The organism is Pseudomonas sp. LBUM1644, assembly GCF_059716195.1.
Genome location: NZ_CP166812.1, coordinates 2,999,191 through 3,020,566, shown reverse-complemented (window position 1 = coordinate 3,020,566; position 21,376 = coordinate 2,999,191). Strand labels below are relative to the sequence as shown.

Annotated in this window: 17 protein-coding genes and 1 pseudogene; 11 read left to right on the top strand and 7 right to left on the bottom strand. The window is 59.6% G+C overall.

Features of this window, described 5'->3' with window-relative positions; translation table 11 throughout:
- Positions 1 to 11 precede the first annotated feature (11 nt).
- From ACA052_RS13580 to ACA052_RS13555, 6 genes are all read right to left on the bottom strand, one after another.
- On the bottom strand, positions 12 to 1,622 hold the full coding sequence (locus ACA052_RS13580; RefSeq protein WP_497650143.1) for a gamma-glutamyltransferase family protein: 1,611 nt from the start codon (positions 1,620 to 1,622) through the stop codon (positions 12 to 14).
- A 213-nt stretch (positions 1,623 to 1,835) separates the two neighbouring features.
- A complete protein-coding gene (locus ACA052_RS13575) occupies positions 1,836 to 2,615 on the bottom strand; it encodes an amino acid ABC transporter ATP-binding protein (protein ID WP_497650142.1) in 780 nt (259 codons plus the stop codon).
- 2 nt (positions 2,616 to 2,617) lie between these two features.
- Positions 2,618 to 3,385 (bottom strand): amino acid ABC transporter permease, encoded by a 768-nt coding sequence (locus ACA052_RS13570; RefSeq protein WP_497650141.1) that lies wholly within the window; start codon positions 3,383 to 3,385, stop codon positions 2,618 to 2,620.
- Positions 3,386 to 3,396: 11 nt separating this feature from the next.
- Positions 3,397 to 4,203: an ABC transporter substrate-binding protein gene (locus tag ACA052_RS13565; RefSeq protein ID WP_497650140.1), complete on the bottom strand. Its 807-nt coding sequence runs from the start codon at positions 4,201 to 4,203 to the stop codon at positions 3,397 to 3,399.
- Between the two features lie 134 nt (positions 4,204 to 4,337).
- Positions 4,338 to 5,006: a GntR family transcriptional regulator gene (locus ACA052_RS13560; protein WP_497650139.1), complete on the bottom strand. Its 669-nt coding sequence runs from the start codon at positions 5,004 to 5,006 to the stop codon at positions 4,338 to 4,340.
- A gap of 886 nt (positions 5,007 to 5,892) precedes the next feature.
- The gene (locus ACA052_RS13555; protein WP_497650138.1) at positions 5,893 to 6,798 is read right to left on the bottom strand and encodes a helix-turn-helix domain-containing protein; all 906 of its coding nucleotides are present in this window, start codon (positions 6,796 to 6,798) and stop codon (positions 5,893 to 5,895) included.
- A 161-nt stretch (positions 6,799 to 6,959) separates the two neighbouring features.
- Between ACA052_RS13555 and ACA052_RS13550 the strand changes: the two genes are divergently transcribed.
- The 11 genes from ACA052_RS13550 (at position 6,960) to ACA052_RS13500 (ending at position 20,218) form a co-directional block, all read left to right on the top strand.
- A complete protein-coding gene (locus ACA052_RS13550) occupies positions 6,960 to 8,318 on the top strand; it encodes a glutamine synthetase family protein (protein WP_497650137.1) in 1,359 nt (452 codons plus the stop codon).
- Positions 8,319 to 8,488: 170 nt separating this feature from the next.
- A complete protein-coding gene (locus tag ACA052_RS13545; protein ID WP_497650136.1) occupies positions 8,489 to 9,577 on the top strand; it encodes a polyamine ABC transporter substrate-binding protein in 1,089 nt (362 codons plus the stop codon).
- Complete coding sequence (locus tag ACA052_RS13540; RefSeq protein ID WP_497650135.1) at positions 9,574 to 10,875, top strand: NAD(P)/FAD-dependent oxidoreductase; 1,302 nt, start codon at positions 9,574 to 9,576, stop codon at positions 10,873 to 10,875. The genes ACA052_RS13545 and ACA052_RS13540 overlap by 4 nt, the downstream gene beginning before the upstream one ends.
- Positions 10,876 to 11,171: 296 nt before the next feature.
- Positions 11,172 to 11,768: a paraquat-inducible protein A gene (locus ACA052_RS13535; RefSeq protein ID WP_497650134.1), complete on the top strand. Its 597-nt coding sequence runs from the start codon at positions 11,172 to 11,174 to the stop codon at positions 11,766 to 11,768.
- Positions 11,765 to 12,412, top strand: coding sequence for a paraquat-inducible protein A (locus ACA052_RS13530; RefSeq protein ID WP_497650133.1), 648 nt, complete (start codon positions 11,765 to 11,767; stop codon positions 12,410 to 12,412). The genes ACA052_RS13535 and ACA052_RS13530 overlap by 4 nt, the downstream gene beginning before the upstream one ends.
- On the top strand, positions 12,399 to 14,048 hold the full coding sequence (locus tag ACA052_RS13525) for a PqiB family protein (RefSeq protein WP_497650132.1): 1,650 nt from the start codon (positions 12,399 to 12,401) through the stop codon (positions 14,046 to 14,048). The genes ACA052_RS13530 and ACA052_RS13525 overlap by 14 nt, the downstream gene beginning before the upstream one ends.
- Before the next feature lie 17 nt (positions 14,049 to 14,065).
- Positions 14,066 to 14,620, top strand: a complete 555-nt coding sequence (locus tag ACA052_RS13520; RefSeq protein ID WP_497650131.1) for a PqiC family protein — start codon at positions 14,066 to 14,068, stop codon at positions 14,618 to 14,620.
- Positions 14,621 to 14,855: 235 nt separating this feature from the next.
- Positions 14,856 to 15,494 carry a lipopolysaccharide core heptose(II)-phosphate phosphatase PmrG gene (gene pmrG, locus ACA052_RS13515; RefSeq protein ID WP_497650130.1) on the top strand — a complete coding sequence of 213 codons (639 nt, stop codon included), beginning with the start codon at positions 14,856 to 14,858 and terminating at the stop codon, positions 15,492 to 15,494.
- A 1,041-nt stretch (positions 15,495 to 16,535) separates the two neighbouring features.
- Positions 16,536 to 17,549 (top strand): iron ABC transporter substrate-binding protein, encoded by a 1,014-nt coding sequence (locus ACA052_RS13510; protein ID WP_497650129.1) that lies wholly within the window; start codon positions 16,536 to 16,538, stop codon positions 17,547 to 17,549.
- A gap of 3 nt (positions 17,550 to 17,552) precedes the next feature.
- Positions 17,553 to 19,151 carry an ABC transporter permease gene (locus ACA052_RS13505; protein WP_497650128.1) on the top strand — a complete coding sequence of 533 codons (1,599 nt, stop codon included), beginning with the start codon at positions 17,553 to 17,555 and terminating at the stop codon, positions 19,149 to 19,151.
- Positions 19,148 to 20,218, top strand: coding sequence for an ABC transporter ATP-binding protein (locus tag ACA052_RS13500; RefSeq protein WP_497650127.1), 1,071 nt, complete (start codon positions 19,148 to 19,150; stop codon positions 20,216 to 20,218). Before ACA052_RS13505 ends, ACA052_RS13500 begins: the two co-directional genes overlap by 4 nt.
- 1 nt (position 20,219) lies before the next feature.
- Here the strand turns inward: ACA052_RS13500 and ACA052_RS13495 are convergent.
- A pseudogene (locus tag ACA052_RS13495) lies at positions 20,220 to 21,159 on the bottom strand (site-specific integrase).
- Positions 21,160 to 21,376 lie beyond the last annotated feature (217 nt).

The window sequence follows — 21,376 nt, the reverse complement described above, 5'->3', positions numbered from 1 at the left end:
CACTCTCCCCGTCAGCACACCGCGATATGCGAGTCCGTGCGCGGCTCGGTTCCGCCGCACAGAACACCCGTTTCGGGGTCGCGCAGGATAATTTGTCCGCGGCCGTAACTGGTGAGATCGCACACCACTTCCACTTGATGCCCACGCCGCGCCAATGCCGCTGCCATATCGCGTGAAGCGCCCTGCTCGATACCGACTTTCAAGCCGCCCAGCCATTGCCAGCGCGGTGCATCCAGCGCTGCTTGCGGGTTGAGGCCGAAATCAACCAGATTCATGACCATCTGCACATGCCCTTGCGGCTGCATGTAGCCGCCCATGACGCCGAACGGCCCCATCGGCACGCCGCCCTTGCTCAGAAAGCCCGGGATGATGGTGTGGAAGGTTTTTTTGCCCGGGGCCAGGCAATTCGCATGAGCTGGATCGAGGCTGAACTCTTCTCCGCGGTTTTGCAGGGCGATGCCGCTGTCGGGCAGCACGACGCCCGAGCCGAAACCGTGGTAGTTGCTCTGGATGAACGAGACCATGTTGCCCTCGGCATCAGCGGTCGCCAGGTACACCGTGCCGCTGGCGTGCGGGTCGCCGGGTTGCGGCGTCACTGCCCGTTCGCCGATTTGCCCGCGACGATGCGCGGCATAGTGATCGCTGAGCAAATCGTCCACCGCAACCCGCATGTGCTCCGGGTCCGTGATGTAGTGCAGGCCGTCGCTGTAGGCAAGTTTCATCGCCTCGAGCTGGCGGTGCCAGGTTTGCTGGCTGTCGCGGTGATCAAAGTCGAAACCTTCGAGAATCTTCAAGGTCATCAACGCCACGAGGCCCTGGCCGCTGGGTGGTATCTCCCAAACATCGACGCCGCGATAGTTGACCTTGATCGGGTCGACCCATTGGGCGCGGTAATCCTGCAAATCACTGGCGCGCAGATAACCGCCCGTGGCTCGCGAATGCGCGTCCAGACGTTGCGCCAGTGCGCCGCGATAAAGACTTTCGCACTCGGTGCTCGCCAGCTCTGACAGCGTCCGCGCTTGCGCCGGGTTGCGGAACATCTCGCCGGCGCGAGGTGCCCGGCCATCGATCAGAAAGGTCTCGAACCAGCTGTCGAGCACGTCATCGCGATCCGGAGTGAAGTCTTCCAACGCGGTTTGCCATTGCAGGGCAACCACCGGCGATACCGGAAACCCGTCTCGCGCCAGGCTGATTGCCGGTTGCAGCAGGTCAGCAAACGGCAAGCGCCCGAAGCGCCTGGACAATTCAGCCCAGGCCGACGGGCAACCGGGGACGGTCACCGGTGTCCAGCCATGCAAGGGCATTTTTTCATGCCCGGCGTCTTTCACCGCGTCAATGCTCAGCGCGTGCGGGGCAGCGCCATTGGCGTTCAGGCCGTGCAATTTGTCCTGGGTCCAAACCAGCGCAAAGGCGTCGCCACCAATGCCGCAACCGGTCGGCTCGACCACCGTCAATGCCGCCGCCGTAGCAATCGCCGCGTCGATGGCATTGCCGCCGCGGCGCATGATTTCAATGCCGGCTTCGGCGGCCAGCGGTTGCGAGGCGGCGACCATGCCGCGTTTGGCGAAAACACTTTGGCGCTGCGAGGCGTAGGGGTATTCGTGGGCAGAAAATTTGAACATGGCAGACTCACACAAAAGTAATGATCAGAAAAAAAATGTAGGAGCGAGCTCGCTCGCGATGAACATAAGAGCGCCGCGTTTATTCAGCTGGCGCGCGTTATCGTTTACGACCATCGCGAGCAAGCTCGCTCCTACAGGGCGCCGTGTTTATTCAGCTGGCAGGCGTTATCGTTAGCGACCATCGTCGGCACGCCGCCCGGAGCAAGCTCGCTCCTACAACACCCGGCTGAGAAAGGCGCGGGTGCGGGCGTGCTTCGGTTGGCTGAAGATTTGTTCGGGCGGGCCTTGTTCGATCAACTCGCCCTGATCGAGCACCACCACCCGATCGGCCACCTCGCGGGCAAAGCCCATTTCATGGGTGACCACCACCATGGTCATGCCCTCCTCCGCCAGCTCCTTCATGACTTGCAGCACTTCACCGACCGTTTCCGGGTCGAGGGCGCTAGTCGGTTCGTCGAACAACATGGCCTGGGGTTTCATCGCCAATGCCCGGGCGATGGCCACCCGCTGCTGTTGGCCACCAGACAACATCGACGGGTAATGATTGGCCTTCTCGGCCAACCCCACGCGCTTGAGCAGCGCCCTCGCCTGTTCCACCGCCGCGGCGCGAGACACGCCCAGCACCTGGATCGGCGCTTCGATGATGTTTTCCAGCGCCGTCATGTGCGGGAACAGATTGAAACGCTGGAACACCATGCCGATGTCTCGGCGCTGGCGAGCGATGTTGCGCTCTGAATCCTTCACCAGAGTGCCGTTGGCTTTGGTGCGATAACCCATCGGCTTGCCGCTGACGCGGATCTGCCCGGACTGAATGTCTTCAAGCAAGTTGATGCAGCGGATAAAGGTGGTTTTACCGGAACCGGACGCGCCGATCAGCACCACCACCTCGCCCCGACGCACTTGCAACGAAATGCCCTTGAGAATTTCCAGGTCACCGAAGGACTTGTGAATATCCAGCGCTTCGATGACCAGCTCTTCACTCATGTGCGCCATGTTCAACGCCCTCTCAGCAATTTCATGGTGTTGCGCCCGAACATACGGCTGGCGGCGGGTGCTGGCCGGTCAGACTGTCCGAACCGCGTCTCGAGCCAACGCTGGAAAAAGCCCCAGAGCGTGGTCAATGCCAGGAAGTAGATGGCGACCACCAGGTACAACTCGAACACGCGGAACGTCGCCGAGGTGACCATTTGCGTGCTGAGCAACAGCTCCTGCACGCCGATGACGCTGACCAGCGTGGTGTTTTTGAGCATCACGTTGAATTCGTTACCCAACGGCGGCACGATCACCCGGAACGCCTGTGGCAACACGATGCGCCGCATCAGTTTGGGAAAGGTCATCCCCAGCGAACGCCCGGCTTCGTATTGGCCCTTGTCCACTGCGCCGATGCCCGCACGGATGATCTCGGCCATGTACGCGCCTTCGTTGAGCCCCAGGGCGATGATCGCGGCCTGGATATTGCCCGGCACGATGAACCAGCCGAGGTCGAGGTCTTCAAAACGAAAGATCCCGCCGGCCGCCAGCGCCGTGTACAAAAAAACGATTTGCACCAGCAACGGCGTGCCGCGCATCAGCCACACATAAAAACGCACCGGATACTGCAGCAGCGGATTGCGCGACAGCTTCATCAACGCCGCCACCAGACCCAACGCACACCCAAGCAACATCGCCGATACGCTGATCAGGCAGGTCAGCCACAATCCGGTCAGGTAAACATCGCTGGGCTGTAATAAGTACTGCCAAAACACGTCCCAATTAAAGTTCATCGAGTACCCCCTCAGTCCAGTTTGTCACCGTCGACATGCCATTTACCGAGGAGCGCGGTGTAGCTGCCATCCGCGCGCATGCCTTGCAAGACTTCGGTCAATGCCGCGGTCAACTGCGGGTCGCCTTTGCGCACGCCGAAGCCGGTGAGGATGCGGTTGAACGCGGGCACAGCGGACTGAAACAGGTCCGGCGCCAGTTGCTGATAGTGGCCGGCGGACTCCACCGTGGTGCCAAAGGCGTCTACCTGGTTGATGCGCAGCGCCTGGAATGCATCGGCGTCGACGTTATAGACCACCAGTTTCATCGGCGCCTTGCCGGCGGCCTCAAGCTTTTCGTTCTCCTTGCCAAGCAACATGCGGATGGTCGAACCGTTGCTGACCGCCACTTTGAGCCCGGACAGATCCTCCAGCGTGGTCACCGATTTCGGGTTGCCCTTGGGCACCACGATCGACTGGCTCGAATACATGAAGTTGACGATATCGATCACTTCGCGGCGTTCCGGCTTATCGAACAGCTGATCGACGATCATGTCGCATTGTTGCGCCAGCAGTGCCGGGATCAGGCCGGCGAAGGGCGAGATCCGCCATTCGACTTTCTTGTCGCCCAGCCGCTGGGCAATCGCCTCCCCCATATCGACCTGAAGCCCGACGGGTTTCTGCTTGACGTCAAACGACACCAGCGGTGGTGAGTCCATGCCGGAGCAATAGACGATCTTGTCGCTCTTGCTTAATCGCTCCGGTAACTCGGGGGCGGCGAACGCCCATTGCGAACACAGACTCAAGGTGAACACGGCAACTAACGCGCAAGGCTTGTGCATGGCATGACTCCAGGTGGCTGCAACAAATGTCCCCCTGTAGGAGCTGCCGCAGGCTGCGATCTTTTGATGTTGCTTTTAAAAAACAAGATCAAAAGATCGCAGCCTGCGGCAGCCCCTACAGGGTGGAATGTTTTCTATTGGTGGGCTTCGAGAAACTGGATCAGGCGCGGGATGGTGCCTTCGATGTGTTCACACACCACCTCCGCGGCTTTATCCGGGTCGCCGGAACGCAGCGCGGCAATAATCGAGGCGTGTTCGTCCCGGGCGCTGCGGGGTTTGTCGGCGTGCTGCAGCCACAGGCGCATGTGTGGTTCGATCACCGAGTACAGCGCGGAAATTTGTCGCATCAGCCGCGGGCGCTCGCTGAGGCTGCACAGGTATTCATGGAAGGCGCGATGGCGACTGACCCATTCGGCGCCGTCGTCGCGGTAGTCATCCATTTCATCGAGCAGCCGCTCCAGGTGGCTGAAATGACGCTCGGTGATTTTCGTCACCGCCACGCGGATCGCCAGACCTTCGAGGGCGCTGCGCATTTCGAAGACTTCGCGCATTTCGTCGATGTTCAAGCCGCGGACGATTGCGCCTCGGTTGGGCCGCAAAATCACCAGGCCGTCTGCGTCCAGACGTCGAAAGGCTTCGCGTACCGGCATTCGGCTCATGCCGATCTCGCCGGCAATGTCTTCGGCGATCAGCCGCTCCCCGGTGCGATAGCGTCCTTTGCAAATGGCTTCGAGCAGAAAGTTGTAGGCCTCCTCCTCGGCGGTGATGGGCTGATGCTCGGAATAGACAGGGGCGAATTTCATTGATTGCACCTTTTGTATTTTTGTATCCAATTATCCATGAAGCCAAAAAAGCATTTTGTGTGCCAGGTTTTGCTGGGGGTGGTTAGGTGGTTGATTCGGTTGGGTTATTGATTTGTAGGGGGGTGGGTAGCGGGATTTTTTTAATCGAAGTATCGAGTGGAAATGCCCCATGATGTGGCCTGTGTTACGAATAAGTGCAGGTGGGTAACATAGTTTTTTTAAAGCGTTTTGTTGGGGGCATATCCGTTTCTGCGGTAGCGGCGGCTGGCGGTTTCGCTTTTACAGCGAGTCACTTTCGAAAAGCGCGAAAGTAACCAAAGCGCTTCTGCCCCTTTCGTTCGGTGCCTCGCTTAGGCTCGGCATGCCCTCGGCCTCACGAGGGGGCGGTGCGTCAAGATCAAGAGCTACAGGCGAGCTAACGCTCGGCCTTGAGTGGTGAGAATCAAAAGCCGTACGTCGATGTTCGATCGTTCCACTCTGCGTGGAAACGATCACATCAAGATCAAAAGATCGCAGCCTGCGGCAGCTCCTACAGGGATCGCATTCCACTGTAGGAGCTGCCGCAGGCTGCGATCTTTTGATCTAGATCTGCTGCCCCTTTCCCAGAGGCCGAACGCAGGCGTTGCGCAGGGGGCACCGCGGCAAGGATGCCGCGGTAGCCGCCCCCGGCCATGGATGGCCGATGGCGGCGGGCCCCCGGAGCAATGCCGGAGTGAGGGCATGCCGAGCCACAGCGAGGCACCGAATGGAGGGGCAAAGCCTTTTGCTTACTTTTCGGCGTTTGGAAAAGTGAGTCGCTGTAAGAGCGAAACCGCCAGCAGTCGCTCCCAAAAAAAATGGATATACACCCCATCCAACAGCATCGAGCCATCACCGCAAACTGCTTTTACCCCCCCACCCGCTTCAGCGTTTCACTCGGCAACTCCTTGAACAACGCCCGATAACTGCTGGAAAACCGCCCCAAATGCCAGAACGACCACTGCATCGCCACTTCGGCCACCGTGGTGTCGTTGGGCGTCCGGCTGAGCAGCTCCCGACGCGCGCTGTTAAGCCGGCGCAGGCGCAACCAATGGGTCGGCGTCATCCCGGTGTAGGCCTTGAAAGCGTGTTGCAACTGACGCAGCGAAACCCCCGCAATCTGGGAAAGCTCCAGCAGGTTCAAGGTGTCTTCCGGGGAATCAGCAGCCCACTCACCGATGCGTTTCATCACTGCGCGCTCCTCGGTCCGGCGCTGCAAACTGCCGCGATCAAGACAGACACTGGCGTTGTCGAGGATATACAGGCAGTCCTCCAGCAACTGCTGCGTGAGTGCCTCTTTACTCGGCGGGTCCAGCGTTTGCGCCAGTCGGGTCAACGTCCCGCTCAACCAGCGACTGAACAGCGCGTTTTGTCCCGAATTGAGCGGCGCCATGAACAACCCTTCGAGCCTGGCGACGTTCAAACCGTGACGCGTGACGAACTCCGGACCGAACACCACGGCGATTTCCTGGTAGTTCTCCGGGGTGATCCAGATATTGCGGCTTTCGCCATTCAACACATACAGCGCGTTGTCGCCTCGGTCGAAACAGAACGCCAGCGCACCTTCCGGCGCACTGAAATTCTGCTCGACCCGCGTGTTCATCTGCTCTTCGTAAATCTCCACGCCTTGCAGGTCCAGATAGCGCACCCGCCCGGCGAAATGCCCCGGTGACATTTGCTGATAGTGCTGGACCCAACCCGGTGTGGCGCGGATTTGCGCGGCGACATCTTCGTTGTTGAACGCTTGAACCTGTAACGGACTGGACGCTGACATGGGGTGACCTACGCACTCGTTTGGTGCGTTTTGGTGCTGCTGAAAGTGGATAGATGGAACTGCAAGGCTCGCCCAAGATAGACGTCAACGCGCCACAGGGGAAGTGTCCGGCGGATGAAACCGTCTTCCCCAGCGCTAATAAAACCAATAACGAGGTCTTTATGAATGTCCCTTTCGATCAGCTGTTCACATGGCTGAAAGATCACAAGATTACCGAAGTCGAGTGCGTCGTCAGCGACCTGACCGGCATTGCACGCGGCAAAATTGCACCCACCAACAAGTTCCTGCATGAGCGAGGCATGCGCCTGCCGGAAAGTGTGCTTTTGCAAACGGTAACCGGGGACTTTGTCGACGACGACATCTACTACGACCTGCTCGACCCCGCCGATATCGACATGGTGTGCAAACCGGTCGCCGATGCGGTCTACGTGATTCCATGGGCCATCGAACCGACGGCCATCGTGATTCACGACACCTTCGACAAATTTGGCAACCCCATCGAACTGTCGCCGCGCAACGTGCTGAAGAAAGTCCTGCAGCTGTACACCGACAAAGGCTGGCGGCCGATTGTCGCGCCGGAAATGGAGTTTTACCTGACGCAGCGCTGCGAAGACCCGGACTTGCCGCTCAAGGCACCGATGGGCCGTTCCGGTCGTGCGGAGAGCGGTCGCCAGTCGTTTTCCATTGATGCAGCCAACGAGTTCGATCCGCTGTTCGAAGACGTCTACGACTGGTGTGAATTGCAAGGCCTGGACCTCGACACACTGATCCACGAAGACGGTCCGGCGCAGATGGAAATCAACTTCCGTCACGGCGACGCGTTGGACCTTGCGGACCAGATCACTGTGTTCAAACGCACCATGCGTGAGGCGGCCCTCAAGCACAACGTCGCCGCGACCTTCATGGCCAAGCCGATAGGCGATGAACCCGGCAGCGCCATGCACATTCACCAGAGCGTGGTCGACATCGTCACCGGCCAGCCGATCTTCGCCGATGCCAACGGGCAGATGAGCGAGTTGTTCCTGCATCACATTGGCGGCCTGCAAAAATACATCCCCAAAGTCCTGCCGATGTTCGCCCCTAACGTCAACTCGTTCCGCCGTTTCCTGCCGGACACCTCGGCCCCGGTGAACGTCGAGTGGGGCGAAGAAAACCGCACCGTCGGCCTGCGCGTGCCGACCTCCAGCCCGGATGCGATGCGTGTCGAAAACCGTCTGCCAGGTGCCGATGCCAACCCGTACCTGGCCATCGCCGCGAGCCTGTTGTGCGGGTATCTCGGCATGGTCGAGCGCATTGAACCGAGCGCTGCGGTGCAGGGTCGGGCTTACGAACGCCGCAACCTGCGCCTGCCGATCACCATCGAGGACGCGCTGACGCAGATGGAAGAATGCGAAACCGTCTCGCGCTATCTGGGTAGCAAATTCGTTCGCGGTTACGTCGCGGTCAAGCGCGCCGAGCACGAGAACTTCAAGCGCGTGATCAGTTCCTGGGAGCGCGAGTTCCTGCTGCTGAGCGTGTAGCAAACAAGCTTTCCCATGAGGTCGCACTCTTCTTGTGGGGGCGGGCTTGCTCGCGAAAGCGGTGTGCAAACGACATCATTAGTGACTGTGCCACCGCTTTCGCGAGCAAGCCCGCTCCCACAGGGAGAGTGCCAATGCCTGACAAATCCAATAATTCCAAGAGGTGTCGAATGCGTCTATTGAAATCCATGGTCCCGGTCGCGCTGGCTGTGCTGTTCAGCGCCGTTGCACAGGCTCAGCCACAGGTCAGTGTCTACAACTGGACCGATTACATCGGCGAGACCACCCTCGTCGACTTCCAGGCAAAAACCGGGATCAAGGTCATCTACGACGTCTTCGACTCCAACGAAACCCTCGAGGGCAAACTGCTCGCCGGCCGCACCGGGTATGACGTCGTGGTGCCATCCAACCACTTCCTCGCTCGCCAGGTGAAGGCCGGTGCGTTCCTCAAGCTGGATCGTTCGCAGCTGCCGAATTTCACCAACCTGGACCCGAAACTGCTGGCCCTGCTGGAAAAGAACGACCCGGAAAACGCGCACTCGGTGCCGTACCTGTGGGGCACCAACGGCATCGGTTACAACGTCGACAAGGTCAAACAAGTGCTGGGCATCGATCACATTGATTCCTGGGCTGTGCTGTTCGAACCGGAAAACATCAAGAAACTCAGCCAGTGCGGCGTATCGATGATGGATTCCGCCGATGAAGTGTTCCCGGCAATCCTCAATTACATGGGCATGGACCCGCGCAGCGAAAATCCCGAGGATTTCAAAAAAGCCGAGGCGAAGCTGCTCAGCATCCGGCCTTACATCACCTACTTCCACTCATCGAAGTACGTGTCTGACCTGGCGAATGGCGACATCTGCGTGGCCTTCGGCTATTCGGGTGACGTGTTCCAGGCGGCCAACCGGGCCAAGGAAGCCAAGAATGGCGTGAACATCGCCTACGCCATTCCGAAGGAAGGCAGTAACTTGTGGTTTGACCTGCTGGCGATTCCCGCCGACGCCAGCAACCCGAAAGAAGCTCACGCGTTCATCAACTACCTGCTCGACCCGCAAGTGATCGCCAAGGTCAGCGCCTCGGTCGGTTACGCCAACCCGAATCCGGCGGCGAAGCAGTACATGGACCCGGAACTGGTCAGCAACCCCGAGGTTTATCCATCGCAGGCAGTCCTCGACAAACTCTACATTTCGACCACCCCGCCCCAGGCAATCATGCGTTTGATGACCCGTTCCTGGAGCAAAGTGAAGTCCAACAAATGAATCAGTACAGCAACGAACACACTCACTCCTATTACGCCGCCTCGGCTAACGGAATGGCGCCCTACCCCACGCTGGACACGGATCTGGTAGCCGATGTCTGCGTGATCGGCGGTGGTTTTACCGGTGTCAACACGGCGATTGAACTGGCGCAGCGCGGACTGTCGGTCGTCCTGCTCGAAGCCCGGCGAATTGGCTGGGGCGCCAGCGGGCGCAACGGCGGTCAGTTGATTCGCGGCGTTGGCCATGACGTCTCCGGTTTCGTCCGCCATGTCGGCGAGGAAGGTGTGCGTTATCTGGAGCGCGCGGGGATTGAGTCGGTGCAAGTGGTGGCCCATCGCGTCCGCGACCATGGCATCGATTGCGACCTGCGCTGGGGATTTTGCGAACTGGCCAACACCCGGGCGCACTTCACGGCGCTCAAGGCTGAGCACCAAAGCCTCGGCGAGTCGGGTTACGCCCATGAAACCCGGGTCGTTGGCCCCGAGCAGATTCGCCAGCAAGTGGTCGATTCCGGCGTGTATGCCGGAGGCCTGATCGACATGGGCTCCGGTCATTTGCATCCGCTCAAGCTGGTCCTTGGCGAAGCGCGGCTGGCGCACTCTCTCGGGGTGAAAATCTTCGAGCAGAGCCCGGTGCTGGAACTGATCCATGGCAGCACCGTGCGGGTTCGCTGTGCCGGGGGGTCGGTCAGCGCGGGCAGTCTGGTACTGGCCTGCAACGCGCATCTGGAAGAACTCGAACCGCACTTGAGCGGCAAGGTGCTCCCGGCGGGCAGCTACATCATTGCCACCGAGCCATTGGCGCCGGACGTCGCAGCCAAACTGATCCCGCAAAACCTGGCGCTCTGCGACCAGAAAGTCGGGCTGGATTACTACCGGCTTTCGGCGGACCGGCGTTTGCTGTTCGGCGGCGCCTGCCACTACTCGGGGCGCGATCCGGCCGACATCACAGCCTACATGCGCCCGCAGATGCTCAAGGTCTTCCCGCAGTTGGCCAACGTGCGCATTGACTATCAATGGGGCGGCAAGATTGGCATCTCCGCCAATCGCTTCCCGCAGGTCGGGCGTTTGCGCGAGCATCCGAACGTGTTCTACGCCCAGGGTTATTCCGGTCATGGACTGAACGTGACCCATTGGTGCGCAAAACTGTTGGGCGAAGCGATCCAGGCCGGCCACAGCCAGGGCTTCGACGTCTTCAGCGCCGTGCCGCACATGACCTTCCCCGGCGGCCCGATGCTGCGCTCGCCACTGCTGGCGCTGGGCATGTTCTGGTATCGCCTGCGCGAACTGCTCGGCTGACGAAACGCCATTCCCTGCGCCTGCTCGACTGACGAAACGTTATTGCCTGCGCCTACTCGACTGGCGAAACGCAAACACCCTGTAGGAGCTGCCGCAGGCTGCGATCTTTTGATCTTGATATTGATTTTCAGCGATTACGAAAAGATCAAGATCAAAAGATCGCAGCCTGCGGCAGCTCCTACAAGGGTTTCATCGTCCTTCAGAACATCTTGATGGTCTTTCTATTTGCTCAATCACGAGGCACTTCTATATTGAGGAGGTGCTCTGACCTTTATGCCTCCTATTGAGCCTGGCCCATGGCAACTACTGACCAGCTGATCATCTGTGAGCACTGTGACTGTGTGTATGAAAAAGTCTCGCTCGCCAAACATCAGAAAACCCTGTGCTCACGCTGTGGCGGCGTGCTGCAGCGCTATAACGGCCTGACGGTGGAGCAGCGCCTGGCGTTGACCTTTACCGCGTTGGTGGTGTGGATCTTCGCCAATTTCTACCCGGTCATGAGCATCAGCCTCAAAGGCATGAAAAATAGCGCAACACTCTGGGACTCCGTCCTGGCGCTGAGTCTGGGGCCGATCACGTTTATCGCCATGGTGGCCGCGATTGCGATGATCATCGCGCCGATTTTCCAGCTGTTGCTGTTGATCTGGGTCCTGAGCTTCGCCCTCACCTCTCGGCGCTCGCCCGGTTTCGGATTCTGCATGCGCTGGCTGGAAACCCTCAGGCCCTGGAGCATGCTGGAAGTCTGTTTGCTGGGAGCGATGGTCGCGGTGATCAAACTCGCGGGGTTGCTCGATGTGCTGCCCGGCATCGGCCTGTTTGCGCTGGCCGTGCTCAGCCTGATGATGATCCGCCTCGCCGGGCGCGATATTCGCGAACTGTGGGACGTCGTATGACAACGCCACCGGTCGCCAGCGCTCTCAACCTGTGCCTGTGTCACACCTGCGGTCTGGCGTGTGACATGACCGGCGATCCCCACGAATGCGAGCGCTGTGGCGCCCCGCTGCATCGGCGCAAAGCCAACTCGCTGACCCGCACCTGGGCCTTCCTGCTCACCTCCCTGGTGTTTTACATCCCGGCCAATTTACTGCCGGTGATGAACACCAAAATGGTCGGCAACGGTGCCGACAGCACCATCATGACCGGCGTGCTGGAGTTCTGGGAGGTCGGCGCCTGGGACATTGCCCTGATCATTTTCATCGCCAGCATCGCGGTGCCGGGCATCAAGTTCGTCGCCATTACGTTGCTGCTGGTCACCGTGCACCGCGACAGCCTGTGGGCCCGCAAGGAGCGTTCAAAGTTGTACCGTTTCGTCGAGGTTATCGGCTATTGGTCGATGCTTGATGTCATCGTGGTGGCGCTGGTGGCCTCCTTGGTGAAGTTTCAGGCCCTGGCCGATATCGAGCCGCGCGCGGGCATTCTGTTTTTTGGCCTGGTGGTGGTGTTTACCATGCTGGCGGCGATGAGTTTCGACCCGCGCTTGATCTGGGACAGGCGGGATCAATCCAACAACGAGGAGACCCTGGATGAAAGTCACTGACGGGCCACACGCGCCTGGGCAAGCCCCTATAAAGACCCGTCGCTTCAGCGTCTCGCTGGTCTGGATCGTACCAATCGTCGCGGTCTTGGTGGGCATCTCGCTGGTCGTCCACAGCATCCTGCAAGAAGGCCCGACCATCACCGTCACGTTCAAGACCGGTGACGGTCTGACCGCGAACAAGACCGAGGTCAAATACCGCAACGTGGTGATCGGCCATGTGTCCGACGTCGAACTCAGCGATGACCAGAAGAGCGTCAACGCCACGATCAAACTGGCGAAACAGGCTGAAAGTTTTACCCGCGAAGACTCGCAATTCTGGGTGGTACGTCCGCGAATCGGTGCCGGCGGTGTGTCGGGCATCGATACCTTGCTCTCCGGCGACTACATCGGCGCCGACATCGGTCAGGCCAATGGCCGCGCAAAGAATTTCAAAGGCCTTGAGAACCCGCCGCCCATCACCTACGGCGAACCGGGCAAGCGCTTCACCCTGCACACCCAGGACCTCGGTTCACTGGACATCGGCTCCCCGGTCTATTACCGCAAGATTCCGGTGGGTCAAGTGGTGGCGTATGCCCTGGACCCCGATGGCAAAGGGGTCAACATCGATCTGTTCATTCATGCGCCCAATGACCAGTACGTTACTGAAAACACCCGGTTCTGGAATGCCAGCGGTGTGGATGTGAACGTCGGCGCCAATGGTGTTTCGGTGAAAACCGAGTCGTTGTCATCGATTCTGGTCGGCGGTATCGCCTTTCGTGCGCCGGAATACAGCCCGGACGACAAGCCAGCGGCCGAAGAATATGCCTATGAACTGTTCGACGATCAGCAAACCGCCCTCGCCCCGCCCGATGGCAAGGCGCAATACCTGAGCCTGCGTTTCGACCAGGCCCTGCGCGGGCTCAAGGTCGGTGCGCCGGTGGAATTCCTCGGCGTGGAGTTTGGCAAAGTGGTCTCGGTCAATCTGGATTTCGACGCGAAAAAGCGCAGTTTTCCGATCAATGTCGGCATTGTCATTTACCCGCAACGACTCGGCACGGCCCACACCAAAATGCTCAAGGCCTTGAATCATGATCCCAATGACGAGGCGGCTGGCATACGGGTGATGGGCACGTTCGTCGAAAACGGCCTGCGGGCGCAGGCTCGGAGCGGCAATCTGCTGACCGGCCAGCTTTATATCGCTCTCGACTTTTACCCCAAGGCTGAAAAAGTCGCGTTCGATCCGAACGCGCGCCCCGTCATGATTCCGACCGTTCCAGGTAGCCTCGAGGAACTGCAGGGGAAACTGGAAGCGATGGTCGACAAGGTCAACAAGCTGCCGATTGAACGTATCGCCACTAACCTCGATAGCAACCTTGTCGAACTGCGCAAAGGCCTGGTGCAATTCAACGCCAAGACCCTGCCGGGGGTGCAGACCACCCTCTCGGACGTGAGCAAGACCCTGCAATCGGCCAACTCGACGCTGGCTGACGACTCGCCGCAACGCGAACAGTTGACCCAGACGCTGGACGAGCTCGGACGCACGTCGCGCTCCTTGCGCGACCTTGCGGATTACCTCGGGAGGCATCCGGAATCGCTGATTCGCGGTCGCCCTGACAAAGCCGCGCCAATGGATATGCAAGGACCACCGAGCAAATGACCACAGGAGCATCACCCATGGCTTTTCCGCTAAAGATTATGCTGGTCGCTGCGTTGTCATTGCTCGCCGCTTGCCGCAGCGATCCGATTCAATTTCACACGCTGACCCCGGCCCAACCGAGCACCAATTCCAGGACCGGCGCGGACATCCAGATCGAAGGTCTCACGGTCCCGCCTCAGGTTGATCGTCCTCAAATTGTGGTGCGCGAGGGCAACACCGGCATGGCGATTCTGGATACCCAGTGGTGGGGCGCGAGCCTGGTAGACGAATTGCGCAGCGCCCTGCTGGACGAGATGGTCAACGGCAACCCCCAACGCAAAGTCTCGGTGCGGCTGGAGGTGCAGCGCTTCGATTCGATTCCGGGCCAATACGGGTTAATCGATGTCAAATGGCGTCTGCGATTTGCCGGTGAAAGCGACAGCGCTCTGGTGACTTGCCGCAGCACCTTGAAGACACCTTCAGGGCCGTCCATCGAAGAGTTGGTGACGGCGCAGCAGAACAACGTCAAACGCCTGGCAGCGCTGATCAGCCAGGCCACCCGCGGATCACAAAAAGGCTGCCCGTCGACGTGATCAATCAACCCGTTGCTCAACGGTGAGGACGTCACCGTTGAGCCCGTCACGGCCGCAAGCATTTATTCAGTCAACGCCAAGTTCACGGACGGCGTAAAAGGCAACAATTATCAAAAATCAACTAAGTATCCCCGCCGTACTTCCTCCGCGATTTTTTCACATTCGTTTCACTCCTCCGCTACTCATCTGAATTTAGTTTGCCAGGACCCTTACGCCTTCAGATAACTGGCAAATCATGAACACCCGATTAAGAAAACCGGCTTTTTTCATCGTCGCCCTGGCGATTGTTATTGTGGTGACAGGTTTTGTCTGGTGGCCGAGATCGCCGACCCATCTGGGACATTCCGCGCCCCGTGAGACCGCTGAATTGTTGCAGCACTGGCGAACTGGCGATGTGGTGGTGCTTGTTCGTCATGCCGAACGCTGCGACCGTTCCAGCAACCCGTGCCTTGGGCCCGCCGATGGCATTACCCGCGCCGGCAGTGACGCTGCAGTCGCCCTGGGTCAGCGTTTCACACGCCTGGGCATGGCCCGGACGGATGTTTTAAGCAGTCCGGTTACGCGCACTGCTCAAACTTCACATGACATGTTCGGCCACGACGCAATGGCCCAGGAGTGGCTGGCCAGTTGTGGCAAAAGTCTGCGTGACGAGGTGGTGGCGCATAAACGTGCGCATCACAATTTGCTGCTGGTTACTCATAGTGGTTGCATCAGTGATTTTGAAGCCCAGACGGGTTTTGAGCATGCGGCGACGAGTGAGTATGTGAGTTCTTTGTTTGTCAGTGTTGATGGCACTGGAGAACTTCAGGTGTTGGGGATTGTGAATGCGGAAAGTTGGGCTTCGGTTTTTAACAGCGAAAGTAATTACAGGTAATCAAGAGCAACTTGGCTTCGCTTTAGAACTATGGTGGATTGAGACTGTGTACATATCCGTTTCTGCGGTAACGACCGCTAACGGTTTCGCTCTTACAGCGAGTCACTTGGAAAAGCCCCAAGTAACCAAGGGCTCTTGCCCCTGGCGTACGGCCCTTCGCTGAGGCTCAGGGTTCCCTCGCTCCGGTCCTGCTCCGTGGGCCCGCCGCGATCGGCCATCCATGGCCGTGCGCGGCTAACCCGGCATCCATGCCGGGTTGCCCACTGCGCAGAACCTGCGCTCGGCCTGCCGATGGGGCAAGAAGATCAAAAACCAAGGCAACAGCAACAGCGAGGCGGCCTACCGGCCGGCCTGTCCTTCAACGCTGCTCGCGGCGAACACCAATCCCGCGCCCTACAAAATCTAAATTGTGGGAGCGAGCCTGCTCGCGATGGTCGTTAACGATAACGCGTGTTTACTGGCTAAACGCGACGCCTTTGAGTCCATCGCGAGCAAGCTCGCTCCTACAGAAAAACAACGCGGATTGGCGAACAGCTTTTGCTTCTCACCACTCAAGGCCGAGCGTTAGCTCGCCTGCTTTTGATCTGGGCGCACCGCCCCCTCGAGAGGCCGAGTGGAGGTTCTGCGCAGTGGGCAACCCGGCATGGATGCCGGGTTAGCCGCCCCCGGCCATGGATGGCCGATGGCGGCGGGCCCACGGAGCAGGACCGGAGCGAGGGCATGCCGAGCCACAGCGAGGCACCGAACGAAAGGGGCAAGAGCGTTTGGTTACTTTGCGCTTTTCAAAGTGACCCGCCGTAAGGGCGGAACCAATACCCGCCATCACCAAAAAAACGGATATACACCCAATCAAAGCCCCCCCAAAAAATGACACGAATTAACCGTTCATTTGACGTTTTTTTCTCATCACAAACCCTACATTCCCCGCGCTTTAAACATGCAAATGATTCGTATTGTTCTACACTCATCGACGACCTTCTTCCGTCGATTCAGTCGAGTCTGGGTACACGATTCTAAAAATAAACCAGGAGCTGTCAGCGCATGAATTCCACTCTCCCATCTTTCCTGAAAAAAGCACTGCTCGTTACCGCGCTGGTCAGCGCTGGCCACGTGTATGCCGCAGAAACCGCCGGCATCGTGGTCTATAACGCTCAACACGAAAGCCTGACCAAAGCCTGGGTCGAAGGCTTTACTCAGGAAACCGGGATTCCGGTCACGCTGCGCAACGGCGACGACACAGAGATGGGCAACCAGATCGTGCAGGAAGGCAACGCCTCGCCGGCCGACGTATTCCTGACCGAAAACTCCCCGGCCATGGTGCTGGTCGACAACGCGGGGCTGTTTGCACCGGTTGCACCGACCACCCTGGAACAGGTGGATGCGGCCTATCGCCCGGCGCATGGCAAATGGGTGGGGATCGCGGCGCGCTCCACCGTGTTCGTCTACAACCCGAGCAAGTTGTCTGAAACCCAAGTGCCCAAATCACTGATGGACCTTGCGGGGCCTGAGTGGAAAGGTCGCTGGGGCGCTTCACCCGCCGGTGCCGACTTCCAGGCCATTGTCGCTGCAGTGCTGGAACTCAAGGGCGAAGCCGCCACGCTCGCCTGGCTGAAAGGAATGAAAACCAATGCCACCGCCTACCGGGGCAACAGCGCGGTGCTCAAGGCGGTCAACGCCGGGCAGATCGACAGCGGCGTGATCTACCACTATTACCACTTCGGTGATCAGGCCAAGACCGGCGAAAACAGCAAGAACACCGCCCTGTACTACTTCAAGCACAAGGATCCCGGGGCGTTTGTCAGCGTATCGGGAGGCGGTGTCTTGGCGTCCAGTCAACACCGGGAACAAGCCCAGGCGTTCCTGAAATGGGTCACGGGCAAAGACGGCCAGGAAGTGCTCAAGACCGGCAAGTCGTTTGAATACGCGGTGGGTAAAAACGCCGAATCCAACCCGAAACTGGTGCCTCTGCAGCAGCTCGACGCACCGAAGGTCGATGCCTCGAAACTCGACAGTAAAAAAGCCGTAGAGCTGATGACTCAGGCCGGACTGCTTTAATTGATGCCTGAAACGCTACCGACGGGTATCGCCACGACGATACCCGCGAATTTACGGCGACGATCTCGTGGTCTGTTCATGGGCCGCGGTGGCGCGTGGATGGTCGGTTTGGCGGTGCTGGTGTCGCTGCTAGCGCTGTTGCCGATTGCTTTCGTGATCGGCGTGTCCTTTCAGACAGGCTGGGCAACCCTTGAGGCGCTGGTGTTTCGGCCGCGGGTCGGCGAGTTGCTGATCAACACCGTATTGCTGGTCGTGATCACGATTCCATTGTGCGTCGTGTTGGGCGTGTCACTGGCCTGGCTGACCGAGCGCACCAATCTGCCCGGGCGACGCGGCTGGTCGTTGCTGGCGACCGCGCCGCTGGCGGTGCCAGCCTTCGTTCACAGCTACGCCTGGGTCAGCCTGGCGCCACCTATCCATGGGCTGTTTGCCGGGGTGCTGGTCTCGGTCATCGCCTATTTCCCGTTTCTTTACCTGCCGGTGGCAGCGACGTTGCGGCGGCTCGATCCGGCCATCGAAGACGTCGCCGAATCACTGGGCCTGAAGCCCTGGGCGATGTTTTTTCGCGTGGTGTTGCCGCAGTTGAGACTGGCGATCTGCGGCGGTGCGCTGCTGGTGGGACTGCACCTGCTGGCCGAATATGGCTTGTACGCGATGATCCGCTTCGACACCTTCACCACGGCGATATTCGATCAGTTCAAATCCACCTTTAATGGCCCTGCCGCCAACACGCTGGCCGGTGTCCTCGCCCTGTGCTGTCTGGCGATGCTGACCGTCGAGTCGGCCGCGCGTGGCAGTGCGCGTTACGCCCGCGTCGGATCGGGCAGTGCCCGCGAGCAGCGCGTCGTGCGCCTGAAGTCCGTCAGCACCGTTTTTGGCCTGGCCTTGCAGATCATGACCTGTGCCCTGGCGCTGGGCGTGCCGTTGATTACATTGGGCAAATGGCTGATCGCCGGCGGCACGCAAGTCTGGCAGATGGCCGAGCTGTTTCCGGCGCTGGAACAGACGCTGCTGTTCGGCGCTGCCGGTGCCGTCCTGACCACTTGCGCCGCGTTCCCGATTGCCTGGCTGTCGATTCGCTCGCCGGGGCGCTTGCAGCGGGTGCTAGAGAGCTGCAACTACATCACCAGTTCGTTGCCGGGGATTGTGGTTGCCCTGGCGCTGGTGACCTTCGCGATCCATTTTGCCCGGCCGATTTACCAGACCACGATCACCGTGCTGCTGGCGTATCTGCTGATGTTTCTGCCCCGAGCGCTGGTGAGTCTGCGCGCCGGTATCGCCCAGGCGCCAGTGGAGCTGGAAAACATCGCTCGCAGCCTTGGACGTTCGCCCGCGCGAGCCCTGTGGCTGATCACCCTGCGACTGGCCGCCCCCGGCGCTGCCGCAGGGGCCGCGCTGGTGTTTCTGGCAATTACCAATGAACTGACGGCCACCCTGCTGCTCGCCCCGAACGGCACGCGTACCCTGGCGACCGGGTTCTGGGCCCTGACCAGCGAAATCGATTACGCGGCTGCGGCACCCTACGCGTTGCTGATGATCCTGCTGTCGCTGCCGTTGACCGGACTCCTTTATCACCAATCCAAACGAACGGCTGGCCGATGAACGCACTTGAACTGCACTCGATCTACAAGTCCTACGGCGCCCACCAGGCCCTGGATGACATCAGCCTGTCTGTTCCGGCGGGCAGCCGAACGGTTATTGTCGGCCCTTCAGGCTCGGGCAAGACCACGTTGCTGCGGATGATCGCCGGCTTCGAATTCCCTGACTCCGGGCGCTTGTCGCTCAATGGCCAGACATTGGTCGACGGCACGCATGAGGTGCCGGCGCATCAACGTTTGATTGGTTATGTGCCCCAAGACGGCGCGCTCTTCCCGCACATGACGGTGGCCGCCAACATCGGTTTCGGGCTGCCGACCAGAGGCCAGGAAAAACAGGAGCGCATTGCCGAATTGATGGACAGTGTTGCCCTGGATTCGCATATGGCGGGTCGCTGGCCCCACGAGCTTTCCGGCGGCCAGCAGCAACGCGTGGCGCTGGCACGGGCATTGGCACAACAGCCGCGCCTGATGCTGCTGGACGAACCGTTTTCGGCGCTGGATACGGGGTTGCGTGCCTCGATGCGCAAACTGGTGGCGCGGCTGTTGGCGGACGCGGGTGTCACCACCATTCTGGTGACCCACGACCAGAGCGAAGCGCTGTCATTTGCCGATCAGTTGGCCGTGATGCGCCACGGCCGCCTGGTGCAATCCGGCCATCCGCTGGACCTCTACCGCTATCCCGACGACGAACAAACCGCCCTGTTTCTCGGCGAGGCCGTGGTCATGCCCGCCCGAATAGAAGCGGGCTGGGCCCATTGCGATCTGGGGCGCATTCCGGTCAACAACCACAGGAACAACGCCAGCGCGCAGATCATGCTACGCCCCGAGCAATTGCAACTGGTCAGTACCCTGCCCGGTCCGACAGAGGCCCCGGGCTGCCGCGCCGTGGTGACCGAGCGGGATTTCAGCGGCAACACTTGCACCTTGACCGTGGAGTTACAGTCGATGGCGTCCAGCGAACAACCCGGTCGATCACTGATGGTGCGCAGCTCGGGCATGTATGCGCCGCCCGCGGGCAGCGAGGTGAACGTCTCGACCATTGGCCACGCGCATGTATTGAGCGACGTCTGAATCAGAGATCGAACCGATCCACCGCACGTCGCCGCTCATTGTCATCGCGCACGTCATAGTTGGCGGTCGTCTGGATATTGCTGTGGTGGGCGAGTTTCTGCGCAATCGACAAGTCATGCTCTTCGATCACGCGGGTAATGAACGAGCGCCGAAAATCATGGGGCATGATCTTTACCCCGACCTGCGCCCCCCGTTGCAGGGCAATGTAATAGATCGCGTGTTTGGTGATGCGCTCACGGGTGATATGGCTGCCGCGACGGATACGGTTGAACAGGAACGGATCATCGTCCTGCCCTTCTCCCAACTGTGAACGACGCAGCTCGAGCCAGGCGTCCAGTTTGGCGAAGGCCCAGGCGGGTGCGTACTTGATCAACTGTTTGTTGCCCTTGGCCGTGACCCGCAGACTGCGCTCGGTGAAATCGACCTGATTGAGGTCCAGGTTCACCGATTCCGACTTGCGCATTCCCGAGCCGTAAAGGATGCCGATAATCGCCGCGTCGCGCAGCCCTTGTGGTCGCGGGTCCGCCGCACAGACCGCCATCAACTCCTGAATCAGCGTGCGCTTGAGGTTACGCCCCTGGGACAACCGCGTGCCGGCGATGCCTTTCACCGAGCGCATTTTCAGCAAGTGTTCCTGGGTGATCAGGCTCATGCGCCACGCTTCGTTCATCACCCCGCGTAGCGCATTGACGTACAGCGACGAAGTGTTCGGCGCGTAACCGTCCTCGCGCAAGGTCGCCACCAGCGCCACGACGTTTTCAGGCTGAAGTTGAGGGCCAGGGAATCTCCTCGATGTTCGTGTCTTCGAAGCCCAGGCGGTCGGCGGCATCCTGCAAAATGTAACGCATGGTCAGTTGGCTGGACGGCGCGAGTCGCGCCAGATACAGGGTCAGCGGGTTGGACTTTGGCGCATTTGAAGCAACAGCAGGTAAGTCAATCAAACGAAACGGCCTTGGGTAGAAACAGTTTATTAAAACAACTAAGGATTGAAACAATCTTCATATAAAGGGAGACACTTCTGTAGGACTTTTCTACTAAACGGTGGATGAACGGTAGAAGTCTGAACATAGGCTTAATAACTTCCAGATAAACGTTTCGACGACCGGTTTTTTCATGTTCCTTTCACAAAATCCGGCCTAACCTCAAAGCATTCCGGGA